Annotated in this window: 15 protein-coding genes and 1 CRISPR repeat array; of the genes, 4 read left to right on the top strand and 11 right to left on the bottom strand. The window is 47.1% G+C overall.

Features of this window, described 5'->3' with window-relative positions; all coding sequences use genetic code 11:
- Positions 1-214: 214 nt before the first annotated feature.
- From Q2J39_RS07275 to Q2J39_RS07240, 8 genes are all read right to left on the bottom strand, one after another.
- Positions 215-1,468, bottom strand: a complete 1,254-nt coding sequence (locus tag Q2J39_RS07275) for a serpin family protein (RefSeq protein WP_288339781.1) — start codon at positions 1,466-1,468, stop codon at positions 215-217.
- Between the two features lie 272 nt (positions 1,469-1,740).
- Positions 1,741-2,223 carry a DUF2752 domain-containing protein gene (locus Q2J39_RS07270; RefSeq protein ID WP_288339783.1) on the bottom strand — a complete coding sequence of 161 codons (483 nt, stop codon included), beginning with the start codon at positions 2,221-2,223 and terminating at the stop codon, positions 1,741-1,743.
- A gap of 362 nt (positions 2,224-2,585) precedes the next feature.
- A CRISPR array of direct repeats spans positions 2,586-6,316; the repeat unit is 36 nt; unit sequence GGCAATCAGCCTTCTGAAATTACAAAGCTCTCAGAC.
- A gap of 58 nt (positions 6,317-6,374) precedes the next feature.
- The gene (gene csn2 / locus Q2J39_RS07265) at positions 6,375-7,064 is read right to left on the bottom strand and encodes a type II-A CRISPR-associated protein Csn2 (RefSeq protein ID WP_288339785.1); all 690 of its coding nucleotides are present in this window, start codon (positions 7,062-7,064) and stop codon (positions 6,375-6,377) included.
- Between the two features lie 5 nt (positions 7,065-7,069).
- A complete protein-coding gene (gene cas2 / locus Q2J39_RS07260; RefSeq protein ID WP_288339801.1) occupies positions 7,070-7,375 on the bottom strand; it encodes a CRISPR-associated endonuclease Cas2 in 306 nt (101 codons plus the stop codon).
- Between the two features lie 7 nt (positions 7,376-7,382).
- Positions 7,383-8,276, bottom strand: coding sequence for a type II CRISPR-associated endonuclease Cas1 (cas1, locus tag Q2J39_RS07255; RefSeq protein WP_288339787.1), 894 nt, complete (start codon positions 8,274-8,276; stop codon positions 7,383-7,385).
- Positions 8,273-12,457, bottom strand: a complete 4,185-nt coding sequence (gene cas9, locus Q2J39_RS07250) for a type II CRISPR RNA-guided endonuclease Cas9 (RefSeq protein WP_288339789.1) — start codon at positions 12,455-12,457, stop codon at positions 8,273-8,275. The genes cas1 and cas9 overlap by 4 nt, the downstream gene beginning before the upstream one ends.
- A 511-nt stretch (positions 12,458-12,968) precedes the next feature.
- Positions 12,969-13,262 (bottom strand): hypothetical protein, encoded by a 294-nt coding sequence (locus Q2J39_RS07245; RefSeq protein ID WP_230266610.1) that lies wholly within the window; start codon positions 13,260-13,262, stop codon positions 12,969-12,971.
- Positions 13,263-13,363: 101 nt separating this feature from the next.
- Complete coding sequence (locus tag Q2J39_RS07240) at positions 13,364-13,690, bottom strand: hypothetical protein (protein ID WP_288339791.1); 327 nt, start codon at positions 13,688-13,690, stop codon at positions 13,364-13,366.
- Positions 13,691-13,843: 153 nt separating this feature from the next.
- Here Q2J39_RS07240 and mraZ point away from each other — a divergent pair, with 153 nt between their 5' ends.
- The 4 genes from mraZ (at position 13,844) to Q2J39_RS07220 (ending at position 18,373) form a co-directional block, all read left to right on the top strand.
- Positions 13,844-14,275 carry a division/cell wall cluster transcriptional repressor MraZ gene (gene mraZ, locus Q2J39_RS07235; RefSeq protein WP_230266608.1) on the top strand — a complete coding sequence of 144 codons (432 nt, stop codon included), beginning with the start codon at positions 13,844-13,846 and terminating at the stop codon, positions 14,273-14,275.
- 15 nt (positions 14,276-14,290) lie between these two features.
- Positions 14,291-15,235, top strand: a complete 945-nt coding sequence (rsmH, locus tag Q2J39_RS07230) for a 16S rRNA (cytosine(1402)-N(4))-methyltransferase RsmH (protein ID WP_230266607.1) — start codon at positions 14,291-14,293, stop codon at positions 15,233-15,235.
- Positions 15,210-15,524 (top strand): hypothetical protein, encoded by a 315-nt coding sequence (locus tag Q2J39_RS07225; protein WP_230266606.1) that lies wholly within the window; start codon positions 15,210-15,212, stop codon positions 15,522-15,524. Before rsmH ends, Q2J39_RS07225 begins: the two co-directional genes overlap by 26 nt.
- Positions 15,525-15,886: 362 nt before the next feature.
- Positions 15,887-18,373 (top strand): penicillin-binding protein, encoded by a 2,487-nt coding sequence (locus tag Q2J39_RS07220; protein WP_288339794.1) that lies wholly within the window; start codon positions 15,887-15,889, stop codon positions 18,371-18,373.
- Between the two features lie 143 nt (positions 18,374-18,516).
- Here Q2J39_RS07220 and proC read toward each other — a convergent pair whose 3' ends face one another.
- The 3 genes from proC to Q2J39_RS07205 form a co-directional block, all read right to left on the bottom strand.
- On the bottom strand, positions 18,517-19,299 hold the full coding sequence (proC, locus tag Q2J39_RS07215; RefSeq protein ID WP_288339796.1) for a pyrroline-5-carboxylate reductase: 783 nt from the start codon (positions 19,297-19,299) through the stop codon (positions 18,517-18,519).
- Positions 19,292-20,254, bottom strand: coding sequence for an alpha/beta fold hydrolase (locus tag Q2J39_RS07210; protein ID WP_288339798.1), 963 nt, complete (start codon positions 20,252-20,254; stop codon positions 19,292-19,294). The genes proC and Q2J39_RS07210 overlap by 8 nt, the downstream gene beginning before the upstream one ends.
- A gap of 305 nt (positions 20,255-20,559) precedes the next feature.
- Positions 20,560-20,910 (bottom strand): hypothetical protein, encoded by a 351-nt coding sequence (locus Q2J39_RS07205; RefSeq protein ID WP_230266602.1) that lies wholly within the window; start codon positions 20,908-20,910, stop codon positions 20,560-20,562.
- Positions 20,911-21,047: the final 137 nt, after the last annotated feature.

Genomic DNA, 21,047 nt, shown 5'->3' with positions numbered 1-21,047 from the left:
TAGCGTATCTAATATTCAGTCTCGCGTATACCCGTCGATTGTTTGACACTTACTCCATTTTGAATGACGAGAAATGTTCAGAGTGCGCAGCGCCTAAACGATACGAAAAAGACGGTTTCATCGAATTTCAGAAACGTTCGACGAAGCCGTCTTTTCGCAGTTTGAAGAATACAGAGGAACGTCTGAGAATCGCTCTCCCCCTTTTTACCGTTTTCTACTTCAAGCCTGCAGATTCAGTTGGTATTGAATTCTGAATGCCTATGAAAACGGGGGTTCCGGTTTCGATATCCACAATCAAATAGAGGAATGGCTGGTTGCAGGCAATATAAATTGGATCTTCCTCGACACGAGCCGACTCTTCAACCATCCCGACATCGGTCGCCGCGGCCGCTTTTGTTCCCTGGGCATTCAGCAAAAGGCGGCTTTTCTGATTTACAGCGCCGATCTTCAATTTCGTGGATTTAGACATCCCTGAGAAATCCGCGAGATCGCTGAAAGGCAGATCCATACCCAGCTTCTGGAGGGCGTCCTTTAAAGAAAAGGCGCTTTCCACTGCAAATGGCGGCATTGTGGCGTGCACATCCCGCTGCTGCGGAGTCTGAATCGCCTTTTCGAGTTCACTGCTGTCGATTTTCTGAAGGGCTTCATCGATCGTCTTCTGCTCATCTTTGGGAATGAGCGCGCAAAGCGCATAGCGTCCGCCTTCATAAGGGCGCATAAATCCGTGGACGCTGCCCGCATCCACATACTGATCTTCGACGCTTAGCATTGCGTCGCATTCCTGACTTTCGCCATTGGCGGCCGTGAAAGTGAAGCGCGTAATATCTTCCGACTCGTATGAGGTTTGCCATTTTGCGTCAAAATTTATGGCGTTCAGCAAAAGCAGACTGAGCGATTCAATCTCGCTGGAATCGACCATCTTAGAAATCTGTCCATCCGTTTTCTGACTGACCCAGTCATTAATCTCATCAGCAGATTTGGAATCAAACGTTGTCTCGAAACCTTCCGCATCATAGTCCTCTTTCAGAACATCCAGATAGGAAGAATCGAGTTCCGTATCTTTTACCCAGATCGAATTGGCTATTTGCAATTGTCTGTTTTCACCTTGTGCGGACTGAATCGCGCTCGCCGATAATTCGCGCATCGTCTTTACGTCTGTTCCCAGCGTTTTTTCGATTTCATCAAGCGTCTCCCCATCAGCACCCTGCGCCGCCATGCCCAGCGCGAAATAGGCGGAAAGCGGGGAGACTAGCGCGTCTTTTCCATCCTCATAAAGCTCGTTAAATAAATTCCAGGAAAAGGTGAAAAGCGAAGCTTTCTGCTGATCCGAAAGCTGAACAACTGCGGCTGGCTGCTGTGCAGAATTTTCATTTTGTAAAGATTCAGAACTGCCCTTCTGAGGTGCAGTTGTGCATCCGGCACACGCCAGGCAGGCTGAAAGCAGAATAAAAGCGGATTTCTTTTTCATGCTGAAAATCTCCTTTCCAAGTTTATGCGAATTGAGAATTTGGATTGTTCCTGTATTCGTAAAATGTATTATTTAAGCAGATCCCTATTCCTGATTCCATTGTATCGGGCGATTTGTGCCGCCTTTTTAACATTCCCTGAAAATTTTCAAAACTTTATTCGCCATTCTCCAATCCAACTGGCTTCCGCTGTGTGAAGGCTCGCAAATGGAAAAAGCCCTGGATCATCCAAGGCTCTTCTTCCATTTATTACAAATCTGCCTTTCCATAACGGCTATCTGAATAGCGCGACTGCCCGTCCTAGCAGATTTCCTGCATAGGAATCCATCGGCCACGCCGGAAAAACTGTAATCATCCTAAAAATATAAATTCCAATCGTGATTGCGGCGACAAATCCAAATAAAACTAAAAACCAGTTCTCTTTCAATCTGCCGGTCCACCAGGTAAAAATTGTGCACAGGACAAATGGAATCCAGATCCAGATCGCCGGATTATAAATTGTCGCTTCATAAAAATGAAATGTCAGGAGAGAGAAAAATGCGTGGAGCATTCCGCAGCCTGGACACGGCATGCCAAAGGCAATCTGAAAAATGCAAGTTCTTCCAAACATAAGGTAGCCGAGCGCACATGCTGCACACAGAGCAACTAATATCAAAAGCATCTGCTGAATCTGTCGTCGCGTTGGTCGGCTTTGCTTTTTTTCATCGTGCATGGGTTCCAAAACCTCTGCAGTTGTGAGCTCAGGGATTTTTCTCATGAATTCTGACGTCAATGGCGGTGGATAGAGCTTAGTTTGATGTGAACAGTCTGACGTTTTTCCGTTCGATTTAAATGGCATATTCAGAACAAGCCCTCCCTTATATTTATCTACCAGTTTCTACTTATCATCTAGTTCTGTTCCAAATCTGCATTTTTTAACTTGCTAACTGTCGAGCACACCCAATTGATATCTGTCTTAATAAACAACTTATCATGGTGCATAGCGTAAAGGAATAATTCTATTCGGTATGATCAAAACAGTTCTAAGGCAAAAAGCCATTGGAAAATATTCTGTCTATTTTGTTTAGAAACAATTACTCAAAATACTTCTTAGAAATTTCCAGGCAAGTGAATTGGTTTGATTACTGTCCTCCTGAAATCCCAATGCTCTCAGACTTACGCTCAGCTTCCACCGATTTCTCCCGTGGCGACCAGCCTTCTGAAATTACAAAGCTCTCAGACGATACACCCACAACGATTCAGGCCAAACTTGGCAATCAGCCTTCTGAAATTACAAAGCTCTCAGACCACAAAATTTAAAGCTCTGCTTTTGGCGTCGGCAATCAGCCTTCTGAAATTACAAAGCTCTCAGACTCGCATTCTTTAATAAAATCACTAGTCGAAGGCAATCAGCCTTCTGAAATTACAAAGCTCTCAGACAACTGACACCCATAACTTAATCCGTTCGGTGGCAATCAGCCTTCTGAAATTACAAAGCTCTCAGACGACTGCGATGAACGCTGTCGCTCTTTCCGTGGCAATCAGCCTTCTGAAATTACAAAGCTCTCAGACCAAGCTATTTACCTGCTGAATTCAGTGAAGGGCAATCAGCCTTCTGAAATTACAAAGCTCTCAGACGCAAGAAGTCGGGGGACTTTCTTGAGGGGGGCAATCAGCCTTCTGAAATTACAAAGCTCTCAGACAGTGAAGTGGTTCGAAGGATAAGAGAAAGTGGCAATCAGCCTTCTGAAATTACAAAGCTCTCAGACTTACGCAGGAATCGAACTCCGGAAACGCTCGGCAATCAGCCTTCTGAAATTACAAAGCTCTCAGACCGTCTTCTTCATCGAAGTATCGCGGATCGAGGCAATCAGCCTTCTGAAATTACAAAGCTCTCAGACATTGCGTCCTTTCATTTTATGCGTTAACCCGGCAATCAGCCTTCTGAAATTACAAAGCTCTCAGACCGCAGTGGCAGGCGGGATTTCAGTGGCTTTGGCAATCAGCCTTCTGAAATTACAAAGCTCTCAGACTTTTTATACTACGTCTGGCCATCCTTCTTCGGCAATCAGCCTTCTGAAATTACAAAGCTCTCAGACTAAACGAAGATGTGATAACGTTAGGGAATTGGCAATCAGCCTTCTGAAATTACAAAGCTCTCAGACAGGTCCGCTGAGATGTATCGATATCACAGGGGCAATCAGCCTTCTGAAATTACAAAGCTCTCAGACTAACGATACGCTCGACTGTTAAAAGCGAATGGCAATCAGCCTTCTGAAATTACAAAGCTCTCAGACGCTGACATTGGATGTTGGGACAGGCACTTAGGCAATCAGCCTTCTGAAATTACAAAGCTCTCAGACATTGCGTCGAACGCATCACGCAATGGATATGGCAATCAGCCTTCTGAAATTACAAAGCTCTCAGACTTCGCTATTCATCGAGGGTGCATAAAGGCTGGCAATCAGCCTTCTGAAATTACAAAGCTCTCAGACAAGCGTGGCGCAGGCGAAAAGCCTACGAAAGGCAATCAGCCTTCTGAAATTACAAAGCTCTCAGACCGCCGCTACATAGCCCGAATCACCGGGCTTGGCAATCAGCCTTCTGAAATTACAAAGCTCTCAGACCTGACTCCATCAGCTCCAAGAGGGACTCAAGGCAATCAGCCTTCTGAAATTACAAAGCTCTCAGACAAGCCGGCTGCCAGTTCGGACAATCACTGTGGCAATCAGCCTTCTGAAATTACAAAGCTCTCAGACATATTTCTTCACACTTGGACTTAATGGCCTGGCAATCAGCCTTCTGAAATTACAAAGCTCTCAGACTAGATGTGGTCCTTACCGCTGTACAGGCGGGGCAATCAGCCTTCTGAAATTACAAAGCTCTCAGACTCTTGATGATTACTTCAGTCTGGTATTTTGGGCAATCAGCCTTCTGAAATTACAAAGCTCTCAGACCATATCGAGTCCAGGTCACATGGCTGGATAGGCAATCAGCCTTCTGAAATTACAAAGCTCTCAGACCAGACTATGCATGCGGCTCACGTCGGCCACGGCAATCAGCCTTCTGAAATTACAAAGCTCTCAGACCCCCCTCATGACCGCCCGCGCTATCCATTCGGCAATCAGCCTTCTGAAATTACAAAGCTCTCAGACGCAACGGCTGTGGATGAGATTTCAGACTGCGGCAATCAGCCTTCTGAAACTACAAAGCTCTCAGACACTCGTCGATCAGCATATCCATCAGGTAAGGGCAATCAGCCTTCTGAAATTACAAAGCTCTCAGACAAAAGACCGGACTGTCGTCAACAACCGTGTGGCAATCAGCCTTCTGAAATTACAAAGCTCTCAGACGTGTACCCGTAGAAAAGCACGGGGTAAACAGGCAATCAGCCTTCTGAAATTACAAAGCTCTCAGACTTTTTTGAAACACTTTTTTTCTTGCACGCTGGCAATCAGCCTTCTGAAATTACAAAGCTCTCAGACTTTAGCGGCGGCCATGCGTTCAAGTTCCATGGCAATCAGCCTTCTGAAATTACAAAGCTCTCAGACCAGACTGCATGCGTTCATGTACAGGTGATCGGCAATCAGCCTTCTGAAATTACAAAGCTCTCAGACATTGCAGAAGCGCTGCCGCGCAATGATCTTGGCAATCAGCCTTCTGAAATTACAAAGCTCTCAGACATTCATGCCGTCAAACTCAAAGCAGGTAAAGGCAATCAGCCTTCTGAAATTACAAAGCTCTCAGACTGTATACGTGTAATAAGGGCGCACATTGATGGCAATCAGCCTTCTGAAATTACAAAGCTCTCAGACCCTGATCGGGAAGGAAAATGTGGTCTGGCTGGCAATCAGCCTTCTGAAATTACAAAGCTCTCAGACATCCTCTGAGATGTAGACGAAAGAGCAGCCGGCAATCAGCCTTCTGAAATTACAAAGCTCTCAGACGACCTCATCTTTTGCGGAATCGAATAAGTAGGCAATCAGCCTTCTGAAATTACAAAGCTCTCAGACAGCCGCTCACCTCAGCTATTGGTAATGCTAGGCAATCAGCCTTCTGAAATTACAAAGCTCTCAGACGGAGAAAGCCCGCGAGCAACTAACCAGTGAGGCAATCAGCCTTCTGAAATTACAAAGCTCTCAGACGAAGGCGCTCAGGCGGTCCAGCATGGACGGGGCAATCAGCCTTCTGAAATTACAAAGCTCTCAGACGCCCAGACCTGTAGCCAGGACTAAAAGCGTGGCAATCAGCCTTCTGAAATTACAAAGCTCTCAGACACGGACTCTGCAGGAAACATGAAATCGTTTGGCAATCAGCCTTCTGAAATTACAAAGCTCTCAGACGCCGCACGTACACCATTACCGAAGCAATCGGGCAATCAGCCTTCTGAAATTACAAAGCTCTCAGACATCCCAGAAGTTCTCCGCGATTCCTTTCAGGGCAATCAGCCTTCTGAAATTACAAAGCTCTCAGACGCTTACGACTCCGTATCCTCCAAGGTCTCTGGCAATCAGCCTTCTGAAATTACAAAGCTCTCAGACGACGGCTTCAATGTTTCCAAACTCCATGCCGGCAATCAGCCTTCTGAAATTACAAAGCTCTCAGACACTCGACACTTACGACGAGGAAGCCATCAAGGCAATCAGCCTTCTGAAATTACAAAGCTCTCAGACGGCAATAGTCCCATAAAACATCGATCCTGTGGCAATCAGCCTTCTGAAATTACAAAGCTCTCAGACTTGAGGTACCTATGGATGAGGCTCAGGATGGGCAATCAGCCTTCTGAAATTACAAAGCTCTCAGACGCAGCAGTGCGCTCATGAGCCGCTCGATTGGGCAATCAGCCTTCTGAAATTACAAAGCTCTCAGACCTCAAAAAGAGTGTTTTATTTGATAAAACAATCCTTTTAGAGCATCTTCACCGAGCTTCTATCTTATTATCCTGCTTTTTTTGATTAAGCAAAGATCGGAATCAACAATTAAAACATCTCCGTTGGGATACGCTTTTTCATCTGCTGGTTCTATAAAGAGCAAGACCATCTTTGTCTGTATGGAGGTTTTTACAATCTCATCCAATTCTGTCACTGTGTAAAAAGAACTGGGATTGAGAAATACCATCAGCCGGTTGCGAAGAAGCTGCGAACTGATTTTAATCCATTCCTGAATTACGCTCACATCATCTTCGCTGGCTAAATTTGGGAAAAAATGGAAGTTGCAGAGCTTCAAAAAGCCATTAATATCCCCGTTAAAATCTGAAGCGATTGTCAGATATGGCAATTTTTCCATCACAGCTTCCGAGAACCGCCCAAAGGCGGCCAGCATCTCTGCTGTGACTAATTCATAAACCTGACATATCTGACGTGCTTCTTTTATAACTGCATTGGAAACCTGTCGAGAGTTAAAATCGACAGAGCTCGGATTGCTGATCATTTGGATTTTGGATGGAGAAATCCATTTGGATCCTTCTCCATCCAAAAACGCAAATTCCTCAGATATTCCGTCGCAAAAATCGTTAAGATCTTTTACAAACTTTCTGAAGTGAGCTGGATTCTCCAAGCAAATCGTTAAAGGCTGATTTTCAGAAAGCTGTTCAGATATTCCGAAGGGCGAGTAAGCCATTAGACTCACAGAATCACCACACTCTCGATTGACGAAACTGTATCCGAAACTGATTCTCCAAGAATGTATATGATTCTCGCATACTGCTTTTCAGTAACTACGAGCGCTTGGACCAATCCATCAGGAGGCTTTACTTTTTTGACATAGGAAATTGCTGCATCAGCCGCTTGCTGATTTTGCACCAGCTTCACATAAATGCTTTCCTGCATCATAAAGAAGCCTCCTTTCAACAAGTTCGTACGAAATATCCGATAATCCTTGCGATTCTTTGGAGAGACCATGGGCAGGTCGTACATAACAAGCACTCTCATATAACGGTTAATCATCCATTTCCAGCTCCAGATCGAATTCACAGAAGCGGATACGGCTGCAGTCTGCTGTTTGTAACGCTTCGAAAACGCTTCGAATATAGATTCCTAACCCGTTAATCAGTTTTTCAGAACGATTTGCTACCCGAACTGGCTGTGAGAGCAAGCTTAAAAGGATCTGCTTTTCGCGGCTGCCAAAGCTAATGATCCGATTTTTCACGACTAAATAATCTATCAGCACTCGCAGCGGCTCCATCAGATCACATCCCAGATTATATGCGTTCACTGAACTGCAATGTGATATACCTAGCTGAGTTAGATAGCCATTCGCCGATATTTCTCGATCGACTGCCGCTAATAATATTGCGTATCCATAGTTTAAAGCCGCATTTCTGCCCGTATCTTCTCTCCGTGAGAAATCTGTTCCAAACAAACCGTTGAAATAGACTTTTGCCGCTTGTCCTTCACGATTTGTTGGATCACCAGGCTCTATTTCCTGAGCCAGAGTTTCCAGCTGAATCTGCCTGTCTTTCAAACCCAGCCTGGCCAGTAATTTTGCCTGATTCGATATTTTTTCTTTTATAATTTCGCGCCATACATCATCCATGACATATTCGCTGAAGTTGATTTGCTCATAGATCTTTCGGCTCGAATCATGCGATCCACAATAAGGAATGAGTTCTCCAGCTGGCTGCCTCTTCTCATTACAGAAAATCACTTTGATTTTTCTTTTCATAAGTTCATTCAGAAGGTAAGCAGTCATAGATACGGCAGTACTCTCAATCATCAGCACTGCTATCTCATCCAGGAACACCTTCTGAATCTCATTGCTTCGAACAACGAGATAATTCATCTGGAAATCCAGTTTTGAATTTGAACTGATGACTACTGTTCTCCAGCTCATACTTTCATCAAGTCAATTTCTCTGGAGAACAGCCCTGTTACCGATTGCAGCACAAGAACGCATTCGCCCGCACTTTTATTCTCTTTTCCCGCCAGCTTTTTCCAAGCCGAAAGTGTTCTCGGAATACGCGAATCGGGTAAAAATCTAAATTCGCAATATTGTTTTCTGAACTCGTCTTTACCAGAGCTTAGAGATTTCAGCATATTATAAATCACTTCGATTTGTTCTTTTTCTGACAGCTGGATAAACATAAGGCGTGTCCGTTCCAATTGCTTTGCCATAGCCTTTGCCCCAAAAGCCTTAGGCAGTTTCTGGAAAATTGGTGAAGAGAGCTTACTGGTCAGCGAATCATAAAGTGAGATGTTTCTCTCTTTAGAAACATGCTTTAAGTAATGCTCATATTTTCCTCCATCCACTGATCGTATTGCTTTTGAAAGGTAGATCTGATCTTTGGGTAACAGTAACAATTCAACAGCGCTTTGAAAATAGAGCTGGTCATCCGATCTTCCTGTCAGCAACAATGGATACCCATTGATACGAAGGAGACTTTTGGGATGGATATTCATCAATCTCACAGAAGGAGCTTCCAGATGCAGAATGTCGCGACAATAGATATCCAATTCTTCCTTCGTTGTGTATCTCTGTTTATCCACGAGAGTCAGCGGCAAAATCATTCGTTCCCTTTTATTTTTTATTTGACATTCGACCAGGAAGAACGTTGCCCCTCGGACCTTGTCATAGTATCCATACTTGCCTGGATCCGCTGCATCTCGTTTTCTGGAAATATAGTAGGTTCCTTCTTTTCTCTCTTCGGCTGGGCAAAGCTGCACATCGCTAAGCGATCCGCGATTAGAAACCGTTCGGCGGGTAACCAGCGGAGTTCCTTTAAAGGCGACTCTTTTTACTGTGGCGATTGTTCCTGCTTCTCCTGGAACCCATGCAGATTCTGATCCGCGCGTTACCGGGTAGTCATAGAGCTTTTTCAAATTATATTTTTGCGTACCGTCTCTGAATTCTTTAACAAAGCGAACGGGGCTATCGGTAAAGCGAACAGAGAATACATTTCCGACTACGATATTGAGATAAGCATCGACCGCATGATGGAGATTGTTCAAATCTCTGATCTTAGGAATCTCAAACTGTTTTCGGAAGGCGCTGACATTCGACGCTTTCGAATACACGATCTGAGTATCTGGAGATGTCTGTTTAAGAATCGCAGCGAGAACTTTCGTACCCTGACGGGTTTCTACCAGCTGACGATTGATAAAACCTGCCAGTTCATCATCTGTGAATCCGGTTCTTCTTGTTAAGCGATTGAATTTTTCCTGCGTAATCAGACCCGCCTTCAGCCACTGTTTCCACAGAGGCGTCATTTTCGCCTGAATTTCCAGAGGCAAAGGATATCGATCTTTCTTCAGATCGCTGTTCGTTTGTTTGTTGGTGAGCACAAGATTGTTTTCGAGAGAATCATCTTTTACCCAGCGCTGTGCGTAGATATGGTCAATATCATATTCGCTGTTTGTCTGGAGCAGTTTTTCAAAATCAATTGGCTGACCAGTGTAGGCATCGCGTCCCTGCTGAGTCAGATAAAGATAGACCTTTTTTCTTTGAAGCAGACTCTCTTCCATGTTTTCAATTTCTGAAAGCCAGTGATGGGTATCATCTTTAATCGACTTATACAGCTCTTTGAATCGATTCTTTCGGGATACTGTCCGCTTTCCTTTTTCCTGACTCTCCCTCGCCATTTCGACAAACACTTTTTTAGGCGCCTTTCCCATCAGACCTGTGATTTCGCGGAGAATTCTGATCGTTTGCCAGATCATCCGTTTAACAGGTCCAGACAGGTAAAGTCCATCCAGATCCTCATGGCTGATTTCAAAAAGCGATTTCTGTTCTTTAGCAGCGTTTTCGGCAATTGTCTTCCGGAATGAATACTTATCGCTCAGAACCTGCATTAGATTATCGTTTGTCGACCAGAGGAATCCCATTACTGTCGATTCGTTTCCTTGAGAATCTGTTCCTTCCATTTCGAGGAATTCTCTTGAGCATCTTCCCCAGCCGTTGAATCGATTTCCAAGAATCCGCTTAATCTGTTTAGGGGTTAATTCCGGGAATTCTGAGCAGATTGCTTTTTTCAAAAAGGAACCGCCCTCTTCGTAAATAGTGGACCAGTAGACAATTTTTTCCGCCATTGCTCTTTGGGAGTCATTAAGCCGTTCCGTTCCCAGCGCTTCGCAAAAGAATCGTTCTGTTCCCAGTTTATTTATGAAGTCTCCATCGATTCCAGAAATCACAGCTTCGGCAGCCTGTTCGTGATCCATTAGCTGGGCTTCAACGAGGAATTTTCGAATTTTCTTCTGGGTAACTTTTTTCCCTTTCAGGAATTCACTCTCGTACAGTCGCTGCTTAAGCTCAGGCGTGAGAGGATTTCCATCGATCTTCAGATTATTCAGCTCATTGAGAACCTTGAATTTTTCGTACAGCAAAGAATGATCCGGCAGCACCTGGTATTCAGGAAGATACGTACACGTCCGAAGCATTCGGTGAATGAACGCTCGCGAGGTTGCTTCCTGATTAATCTTCTGTTCCATATTCCATGGATACACTGGTCCAGCGGTCTGATTTTCATTCCAGACTACCCATGACGTGCCAGACTCTTTTCCCTGACCAAGCGGTCCAATATAGTACGGAATGCGAAATGAAAAGAGCATGGAAAGACGTTCGGCAAGTGTGTACCCGGATTCATCTTTTTCACGAAATTCGGGGAAGATCATCGAAGCGTTCTCAAGAATCTTATTCAGTTCCTTCAGATGAACCTGATTTGGGATAACCCCGTTTTTGCTGGTCATCTGCTTTGGCATGAACTGATTGAGTTCAATTTTATGAAGGATATCCTGCTTCATCTCTTCCAGTTCCGCTTTATTAGATTCTGATAATTCTTTGAAATCCAGCTTTTTCAGAACTTTCTTTACCCCCTGGTAAAAATCATCCTGCGTGATCTTGGCTCCTCTTTTCTTGCCTGCGCTCGATGAATTCACAGAGCCGACATAGCCAGAATAGTTATCCGGCTTGGCGGGATATTCACGGAAAAACGCATTAAACGCTTTTTTATCCGCAGCCTTAAGAAGCTTTTTCAGCTGTTGTAAATCCTCGCGATGCTGCTCATACTGGCTGACTCTCGCCTCCGCAAGATACGAACAAGTCTGACCGCTTCGATCTTTCAAAATCGATTCCAGCTGCTGCCAGTCAAAAATCTGCGCAATGGATTCGAGCAGTTCTATTTCGGGTTCGGTGAGACGATCCGCAATTTCCTGGATTGACTCTTCAAGATCTTTTTCGCGTAAGGAAATCGAAAAGCTCTTCTGTTCTTCTGTCCGCAGCGGATGTTCAGGCCAGATTTTAAACAAATCTTCCTTTTTACCGCAGAGAAGTCCAAGAATTGCTTTTATTCGATTTTTCTCTTCTTTGGTCCATTTTCTGGAGGAAGAGTCCTTCATGAATAAGTCAATGAGCTTGCTGGATTTTTCGCTGAACGACTTGTTCTTGTCGGTAAGAATCTCTTTTACGGACTCAGAAGCTGGGAAATCAACGTGCGAGGAGACTCCATCCTCTGTGTCCTGCCACGTTTCATTTACACAGTCTGCAAACTGCTTATACATTTCATCGAAATCGGCAGATGTATCATCGAATTTTCCATTGAGCAGGAAATTGCCTCTGTGCTTGAATTTCTGTTCGATCACAATCGCATATTCTCGTGGATCCGTATGCTTTTCCGGATGACGAATCATATCGACAATGAGGTGGGAAACTGTCGGATATTTTTTATAGAATTCGGAATCAGACATCCCATTTTCCCCAAAGATCGAGTACTTTTCTTTCGACGTTTTATCTTCTTCCCAGAGCATGCTTTCCTCTCTGCGAAGATAGAAATCAGGGTCTACGCGGTCGATCAAAGGAGACAGCGATCTGCGCACATACTTAATCCGTGCCTGCATCCGGTCTGTTCGACGTCTGGCTCCTCGGCTCAGCCTTCGATCCGCAGCTGTTTTTCCTTCTTCGAACAGCCGAACACCTGCAGCATCGTGACCCCGAATTCGCAGCAAATGATAATCCGGATCTGTTACCGCCCAGCCAACGGAACTTGTTCCCAGGTCAAGCCCAATGTAATAATCTCCATTCATACTTCATTTCCTTTCTTGACGGACAAATGGTGTTGCGTTACAGTAAACCTACAAAGCGAGTTCAGATAAGGATCCTTAACCGGAGCCGTATTCACATTTGAGAGCATCGTGCTCTTTTTTTTTGCGCTTTTTCGAATAGCTCGCTTTGCGTGATGCATTACTTTTACAGTGTACATCCTCATAACGGCTTTCAAGAGTGAATTTCGACATTTTAACTGTTTGAATAACTGATTAACCTATTATTTCAAATACTTCGCCACGAGGATTCTTTCTTTTATACGTTTCGTTCCGGAGCAGCTGCTTCTCTGATAGGCCTCTGAATATTTCCGGCATCTGAATATCTATTGAGAAATAAAATTCGCCTTCTTCCAGACTTCGGGATTCCTGTCCTTTCGACAGAAAGCACTTTGTCTTTGGAAAAAGGCGATTATTTTTTTGGATTGATCAAACTGGTCCTGCAAGCGAAATTTCTCCGCTTTCCTATGCAGCTCTTATTGAATGAAGAGAGTATCTATTTTCGATTTGGCTGTTCTTTTTTCCAGTCTTCCCAGGCTTTGCGCAGACTGGTTTCCTTTTCAAAAAGACGATTGATTCCGTGCATCAGTTCGGGAGTCATGCCTTCCTTTGCTTTCGCATTCAGACTCTGGCGTTCTTCCTCGAGTTCCTGCATCGTCCAGACGTAAATGTCGTCTGGATTTTCATTCATCTGGATCGCCGTCTGAACAGGATCTCCCTGCGCATCGAGTACTTTCTGAACTTTTTCTTTCTGCTGATCGCTTAATGGTTTTGAAAAATCGATTTTCATATTCAGTCTTCCATCCTTTCTGCTTCTGCTCGTTATCCGCGGGCAGAACAATTCTGTATGGCTTATCTGAATTGTACGACTCGAGGAAAAATACAGTCTGGTCATATTGAGCAAAATGCCAAAAGGAAAACAGAGCCTTTTGGCCGCATCAGCAGGCATTGCGCGTCAATCCTTAATCCGGCGCTCCCAAAAACGATCCGTTTCTGAGGAAAAGCTGTTTTGATCCGCTTCCACTTTCCTTCTGCTCTGTCGTTTTCTGGCTTTCGTCCGCTTCGTTCAATTTGGAAAAAGCGGGTCTTTTTTCTGCCTTTTTGCGCCCGTTTTGGAACCGTTTCTGCCTTGCGGTGGGAAAGTGTGGTCAAAAGCGGCTCTTTCCCGCCATTTTGTCCCACTTTCCCTTTTTCTAAATTTGTCAAGCACTTTTTCATGCTTTATTTAAAGCCAATTTTAAAGGTCTTTAATTTTTGACTCTTTCTTTTAATCTTGTCCCGTTTTGGGATTTGAATTGAGAAAAGAGGGTGCAGGGGGTATAATGCACCTACAAAGTAGGAAGTTGTGTCAGAAAGTGGGGGTGATGACACATGTTCATGGGCGAATACACGCACAACATCGACCGTAAGGGGCGGTTGATCATGCCCGCTAAATTCCGTGAAGAACTTGGCGAGCGCGTTTACGTGACTCGCGGCATGGACGGCTGCCTCAATGTCTACACGCTTGAAGAATGGACCAGCGTGTACACAAAATATTCCTCCCTCCCTTCTACCAATCCGGACGCACGCATGTTCATGCGTTTTTTCATGGCCAAAGCGACCGAAGTGGAACCCGATGCACAGGGACGCATCCTGATTCCCGCTTCTCTGATCGCCGAAGCTGGACTGGTGAAGGAATGTTACGTTATCGGTGTTGCTAACCACGTGGAGATCTGGGCCAAGGAACGCTGGCTTGCTCTTCAGGACGAAATGCTTCCGTCCTATGAGAAGTTTGCAGAAAATCTGACCGGACTTCTCGATTAGTCCGGAGGTTTTGGAATGGAACATATCAGCGTGCTTCTTAAAGAATCGATCGATTTGCTGGAAATCCGTGAAGACGGCATTTATATCGACTGCACCCTTGGACGCGGCGGTCATTCGAGCGAAATTCTCAAGCGAATTCCGCACGGTCACCTCTACGCCTTCGATCTGGATCAGCAGGCGATTGATGAAAGCCGGCCTCGGCTGGAAGCCATCTCCGATCGGTTCACGCTGATTCACGCGCCTTTTGAAGATCTGGACCGCGAACTTGACCGGCTGCACGTCGGAAAAGTAGACGGAATTCTCATGGATCTTGGCGTATCGTCTCCGCAGTTTGACGATCCCGAACGCGGCTTTTCCTATCGATTCGATGCCCGTCTGGACATGCGAATGGACCAGAGCCAGACTCTGGACGCCGCCTGTATCGTCAATACCTATTCCCGCGAAGAACTTCTTCGTGTTTTGCGGGAATACGGCGAAGAGCCCAATGCGAATCGCATTGTCAACGCGATTCTTCAGGCTCGAGAAGTAGCGCCGATCGAAACAACCTTTCAGCTCAGCGATCTCATTCGGCAGGCTCTGCCCGCCGCTGTTCTGAAGAAAAAAGGCCATCCGGCCAAACAGACCTTCCAGGCGCTTCGCATGGAGGTCAACCGCGAACTTCCGCAGCTGCGCAGTGCGCTTGAACAGGGACTGCGAAGACTGAAAGTCGGCGGCCGAATGGCTGTGATTACCTTCCATTCTCTTGAAGACCGCATAGTCAAGCAGGCGTTCGCGGCGGCTGCACTGCCCAAAAAAGTGAATCGGCGCATTCCAATCGCAGGGGATGAAGAACTGGAATATCGCTTAATCAATAGAAAACCGATTCAGTCTACGGCAGAAGAGCTTGAAGAAAACAATCGCGCGCACAGCGCAAAATTAAGGGGAGTTGAACGAATTGCAGACAAGGAAGAAAACGCATAAACGCGCTCTGCGATCGAAGAACAAGTATGGGTTCTGGAAAAAGCTCATCATCGCATGTGCTGTGATCACCGGTATCGGTGCTTTAACCACCCGTCTTTTCGTTCGTCAGATGAGTACGACAAAATCGGTGGAAAACCAGGCACTCGTTTCGCAGATTAATGAAAAAAATACGGCGATTTCCGATCTGCAGACCGAAATCGCTCAGCTCGAAGAAAAGTCCCGAGTACTTGGAATGCTTGAAGGTCAGGTTTCAGACAACCAGGCCAACGTTTACTACTATTCCAAGTAACCGGAACTGCTTTAGCTTCAATTTCTGTTTTGTACCTTGCAGAGCAGCTGACAATTCTCTGTCACTCAGAGCGTTCCAGCTGCTCTTTCCTTTTTTTCTTCTGCTATTTATCTTCCTTGCACGTATTCATCTTCCCTGTACGCATACTGCTCTGCCGCTTGCGCAGAGCGCTCCAAAAAAAATCACCCTGCAGATCCTGCACGTTTTGTAAGATTTAAGGTCGTTTTGAAAAATCGGTTTATTCTGTAGGGCGGAATATTTTATTCACGAAAACATCTCCTCTCTTTCCTTTGGAAAGCCCCATATCGGCGTACTGAAAAAAGAAAAGAGAGTATCCATCTACCATACGAAAGGAGGCTGCCATGGCCCGCAATAAAAAAGAAAACAAACCTGCAGCCAGAAAAAAGCCTGAGGCATCCCCAAAGAAAAAACGGGGAATCTTAACCTTTGACTCGCGCATTCGCCTGATGGGCGTTGTGTTTTTTCTCTGTATTGCCGTATCCGTCAGTGCTGTCGGCATGACCATGATCAGCAAGCAGCATCTGTGGACCGGATACAGCGTGCTGAACCCCGCCGTTCGAAATTCGGTAATCACCCAGACGATTTCCGGATCGCGCGGCGACATCGTCGATCGAAACAATCAGATCATCGCCACGTCCGCCAAGGCCTACACCATCGCAGCCAACTTCGACAACCGTACTCCGGACGAAAAAGAACGCGATGACCAGATTATCCAGGGCCAGCGCGATAACCTGATCAGTCAGGGCAAGGCCAGCGGGCAGAGCGAACAGGTACAGGCCGCTCTGGAAGCAGCGGACGCCAAGCTCGTCGACGCGTACGTCGAAGATCCCGAAGCGTTCGCCAAGGCGCTCAAGAATGTCCTCGGCGATGTCATTGACGAAGACGATATTCTCAAGCGTCTGAAAAACGCGCAGGAAAACGGCTACTCGCAGATTGAGCTGGGTACCGGCACAAAACGCATTACGGAAGAACAGAAACTCCGCCTCGAATCCATGAAAATTCCCGGCATGAGCTTTATCGAAGACGTTCGCCGTACCTATCCGACCACGCCGCTTTCTTCGCAGGCCATCGGCTTTGCGACCAACGATGACAACACCGGTACGATCACCGGCCGCTTCGGGCTCGAACAGACGATGAACGCCTATCTGAGCGGCAAGAACGGGCTGCGTCAGTACACTGCTACGCAGGCTGACCAGATGCTGCCAGGAAGCGAAACGATTTTGCGCGAAAGCGAAAACGGCGACAAAGTCAAGCTGACCCTTGATCTGAACCTCCAGGAAACGATCGAATCGGTTCTTTCCAGAACCATGAATGAATCCAATGCTTCCCAGGCGTGGGCCATTGTCGTCGAGGTAAAAACCGGCAAGATTCTCGGCTGGGGTTCCTATCCGACCTATGACCAGAACACACACCTCGTTCTGCCGGAAACCGCCGACAACATTTCGCAGGCTCTCTTCGAGCCAGGTTCCGTTGTAAAGCCGCTCGTCTACGCAGCTGCCATCGACTCCGGCGTCTATCCCTCAGAAGATACTTACTATCGCGCCGGATCGTTTTACTACACCGTCGATCCGGTCACAAACAAGATCACCCGCGTCGGCAGTCAGGCCGAAACGCAGTATCCGCCGATTAACGATGCGCTGGGCACAGACTACGGTACGCTGTCCTTTGCGGATGGTCTTGCACACTCCTCTAACATCGCGATTTGCGAATTGCTGACCAATTACCTCGATCAGCAGACGTTTGCCAGCTATCTCGACGCCTTCGGTCTGTATAAGCCCGTCGGCTCTCCGTTCATTAACGAACTGACCGGGGTCGGCAACTATTCGCAGGCCACCGACTACCTTTCGACTGGTTTTGGTCAGGCCTCTTCGCTGACCGCCCTGGAACTTTGTCAGGCGTATACCGCGATCTTCAACGATGGAAAAATGATGAAGCCCTATCTTGTGGACTCCATCCTCGACAGCGATACCGGCGAGGTCATCGAACAGTTTTCTCCGGAATGCACCGGCCATCCGATTTCAGCCCAAACGGCACAGAAAGTCCGTCAGCTCATGGTCCATGTCGGCGATGCCGGCATGACCGGTGAGCGATTCACCATTGACGGCATCGACATTGCAATCAAGACCGGTACGGGTGAAATTTACAATCCGAATATTGGCGGCTATGACAAAACCAACTACACATCGACCGTCATGGGCGCCGCTCCTGCCGACGATCCCCAGGTGATGGTTTTCTGGGGCATGCAGGGGCCGAACTATCTGAACTATTCGGGAAGCTACTTCCAGGACATCATGAAAGCCGCACTCAAGACTGCCGGCGTCAACTATGACAATGAGCAGTCCGATTCGGCAGATCAGAGTACCTGGACGTCCTGGACCATGCCGACGCTGACCAGCCACACGCGCAGCTATGCCGAACAGAAACTGGGCGAAATGAGTCTGAAATCCCTGATTCTGGGCAATGGCGATACCGTTATTGGTCAGTATCCGGCAGCGGATTCCACGGTCAATTCGCAGGATCGCGTTTTCTTAATGACGAACGGCGATGAAATTGTCATGCCGGATATGACCGGCTGGACGCTCAAGGATGTGACTGCCTTCTGGCAGCTGACCAACATTCAGGTCAAAGTCAGCGGATCCGGCAAAGTTGCCTCCCAGTCCGTCCCGGAAGGCACGGCACTGCATAAGGGCGACACGATCAGCGTCGAGCTCTGGCAGCAGGAAAATCCGCTCAAAGAGCCGGATTCCCAGACGGATTCCGCAGATTCTTCCAGTTCCACCCAATCGTCCTCTTTGCCAAAAGAAATCGGCGGAACGTCCAATGGATAGAGCGGAAAGCAGATCCCGTAAATCCGAAAACCAGACTCTTACAATTCGATACACTGAACTAGAAAAGCCAGCGCAGCTTCGTCGTTTCCCGACGACAGATCTGCGCTGGCTTTCGTTTGTATTTGTTTTTCGGCTTCGATTTCCTACTTCTTTTCCTCGATGGCTTCGATCGCCTCGATCACCGCTTTGCGGAATCCGTCTTTTTCCAGAGTGACGATACCGCGAATGGTCATTCCGCCCGGCGAGCAGATTTCATTTTTAAAGACAGCCGGTTCCATTTCATTCAGACTCAGCATAGCTCCGGCTCCATACACGGTGCGGGCAGCCAGAGACGCTGCTGTTGCGCGCGGCAGACCGTACTTCACACCGGCATCCGCGAGGGCTTCCGCAAAGAGACCGAGAAAGGCCGGGCCGCATCCGGAAATAGTTCCGGCAATGCCAAAGAGGGCTGCCGGAACCGGAACGATCGAGCCGAGCGGCTCGAACAGGTCTTCAAGAACCTTTGTATCTCGTTCGCTCATCGTGTTCGGTTCTTCCACGATCAGGCAGCCGGCCTGAACCATCATGGCGGTGTTCGGCATTACCGATACGTGCGCCGCATACGGCAGCCAGGCGTCCAGCTTTTCGTGATTGATTCCAGCGGCCAGACAGATGACGAGCTTGCCGTCGACCCAGTCGCGGCATTCGCTCAGGACGCCTTCGACCTGCGCGGGCTTGCAGGCAAGGATAATCACATGGCTTGCCTCGCAAAGCTCGTGGAGCGTCTTCATCGGCGTTACGTCGTATGTTTTGCAGTTGCGGCAGAGCTTGTCATAATGCGGCGCATACGCCTGCACATGAATTCGATCGAGCAGGCCGGCATTTTGCCATCCGGCTGCGATCGCCTGCGCCATTTTTCCAAAACCAATCATTCCAACTTCAATCATTGCTCTTCTCCTTTTTTGCCCCGGCAGCTTTTTTCTTTTCTTCCAGAATGCGATTTAAAAAATGATAAAAATCTTCGTAAACCTGCGTGCGGTTGATTTCATTGAGAATTTCATGCCGCATCTGCGGATACAGCTTTGAGCGGGCATGCGTATATCCGCGCGCCATCAGATCCTTTTTCTGTTCTTCAAACGCCTTTGGCGATCCGATCACCGGATCGTTTTCTCCGGCCGCAAACAGAATCGGCAGGCTTTTGTTTTTCATCTGCCAGCCTTTGGGTGAGTACACTTCTTCGATCATGACAAGAAGATTTCGATAGCCGTTCAGCGTAAAGGGATTGCCGCAGAGCGGGTCGTTATTAAACATTTCCACTTCATCGGTATCCGTACTGAGCCAGCGGTTGGTCTGATTGCCTTCAATTCCCTGATCAAACGCGCCTTCGACCATTCCGGCGACACGTTTGGAAATGTGTCGATCCCCGTACAGACGGCTGAGCACATCCACCAGCATCCGCCCGGCTTTTGCTTTCGGATTTCTCCAGACTGGTCCAGACAGAATCAGTCCGTCCAGTTCTTCGTCATGCGTCTTGAGATACTTTCTGGCGCAGAGGGTTCCCATGGAATGGGCGATCATGAAAAAGGGAACGTCTGGATAGCGCTCGCGAAGATCGGCATTGACCGCATCCAGATCTTCAACAATCGCCGTCGCCGTACTGTCATAAAAATAGCCCAGGTCGAGCTCAGCGCGAATGGATTTTCCATGGCCGCGATGATCGGCGGCTACGCAGGCGATATGATTGGACGCCAGAAATTCCATGAAATGCAGGTAGCGTTCCTTGTGTTCCTGCATGCCGTGAACGATCTGAACAATGGCTTTTACCCCGTTTTCCGGAATGACTTCGACCACATCGAGCGGAAGCTGATCATACCGGGAACGAACGGTTCTGTACTGTTCCATATTTATTTACCCCTCTTTCGTCTTAACGCGTAGTTTCGTTTTACTCGCATGTTCCCCGATTCTTTGTATGAATTCGGGACTTTCCTGCCTTGTCTATTGTATCCGCTCTTCGCGTCAATGCGAAAGCCGCTCCCTTTTGCGCAAAGAAAAGCAGATCGGATCTTCTTTCCAGAAAAGGTGAACTGTTCTTACCGTCTGGAAAAAAGACCAAATCTGCCTGTGAAGCGTTTCATTATTCATGGGTGATTCATGGGTGATTCATGGGTGATTCATGGATGCTGTCCGAGTGAGCCGGACGCTGCGTTTCAGCTTAAGGCTTTCGCGATTTTCTGGCACGTCAGACAGTCAAGTCCGTGTTCATCGCCCTTGGTCGAGATGGCGATGGCGCGCACCTGCTGCCAGGCGGTGTCGCTTTCTTCGCTTTCTTCTGCGTAGCGGGAGTTCAGGCTCCATTCGTTTTTGCAGGGCATGAGCCGGATCTGCGGCAGCCGGCATTCGATCTGCGCAATGTAGTTCAGACGGCTCTGATCGTCCATATGGGTATCGGTCAGAATTTCATAGATCAGTCCGTCATCCTGCTTCTGATTTGCGGCGCAGACATTTACAAGAATGATCAGCCTGCTTTCGAGATGTTTCTGAAGGATCCTTGAATTCATGTCATCGCCTCCTTTATGCGGCATTATTTCTGGCAATCCTTTGATACTTCCATTGTGATCGCGGATTTTCAATTCCACTAGTCGCAATGCTGTTCACTTAAGCTTCACAAGCTCACTTACAAATCAGGTTAGTTCCT

This window comes from uncultured Allobaculum sp., assembly GCF_948576815.1.
In the GTDB taxonomy this organism is placed as follows: domain Bacteria; phylum Bacillota_I; class Bacilli_A; order Erysipelotrichales; family Erysipelotrichaceae; genus Allobaculum; species Allobaculum fili.
Note: the sequence above shows the minus strand (reverse complement) of the source record. Positions and strands in the feature narration are given on the sequence as shown.

Excerpts from the sequence above, each read along its gene's own strand:
- Q2J39_RS07275 (WP_288339781.1), bottom strand. The coding sequence starts at position 1,468 with ATGAAAAAGAAATCCGCTTTTATTCTGCTTTCAGCCTGCCTGGCGTGT.
- Q2J39_RS07270 (WP_288339783.1), bottom strand. The coding sequence starts at position 2,223 with ATGAGAAAAATCCCTGAGCTCACAACTGCAGAGGTTTTGGAACCCATG.
- csn2 (WP_288339785.1), bottom strand. The coding sequence starts at position 7,064 with ATGGCTTACTCGCCCTTCGGAATATCTGAACAGCTTTCTGAAAATCAG.
- cas2 (WP_288339801.1), bottom strand. The coding sequence starts at position 7,375 with ATGAGAGTGCTTGTTATGTACGACCTGCCCATGGTCTCTCCAAAGAAT.
- cas1 (WP_288339787.1), bottom strand. The coding sequence starts at position 8,276 with ATGAGCTGGAGAACAGTAGTCATCAGTTCAAATTCAAAACTGGATTTC.
- cas9 (WP_288339789.1), bottom strand. The coding sequence starts at position 12,457 with ATGAATGGAGATTATTACATTGGGCTTGACCTGGGAACAAGTTCCGTT.
- Q2J39_RS07245 (WP_230266610.1), bottom strand. The coding sequence starts at position 13,262 with ATGAAAATCGATTTTTCAAAACCATTAAGCGATCAGCAGAAAGAAAAA.
- Q2J39_RS07240 (WP_288339791.1), bottom strand. The coding sequence starts at position 13,690 with ATGAAAAAGTGCTTGACAAATTTAGAAAAAGGGAAAGTGGGACAAAAT.
- mraZ (WP_230266608.1), top strand. The coding sequence starts at position 13,844 with ATGTTCATGGGCGAATACACGCACAACATCGACCGTAAGGGGCGGTTG.
- rsmH (WP_230266607.1), top strand. The coding sequence starts at position 14,291 with ATGGAACATATCAGCGTGCTTCTTAAAGAATCGATCGATTTGCTGGAA.
- Q2J39_RS07220 (WP_288339794.1), top strand. The coding sequence starts at position 15,887 with ATGGCCCGCAATAAAAAAGAAAACAAACCTGCAGCCAGAAAAAAGCCT.
- proC (WP_288339796.1), bottom strand. The coding sequence starts at position 19,299 with ATGATTGAAGTTGGAATGATTGGTTTTGGAAAAATGGCGCAGGCGATC.
- Q2J39_RS07210 (WP_288339798.1), bottom strand. The coding sequence starts at position 20,254 with ATGGAACAGTACAGAACCGTTCGTTCCCGGTATGATCAGCTTCCGCTC.
- Q2J39_RS07205 (WP_230266602.1), bottom strand. The coding sequence starts at position 20,910 with ATGAATTCAAGGATCCTTCAGAAACATCTCGAAAGCAGGCTGATCATT.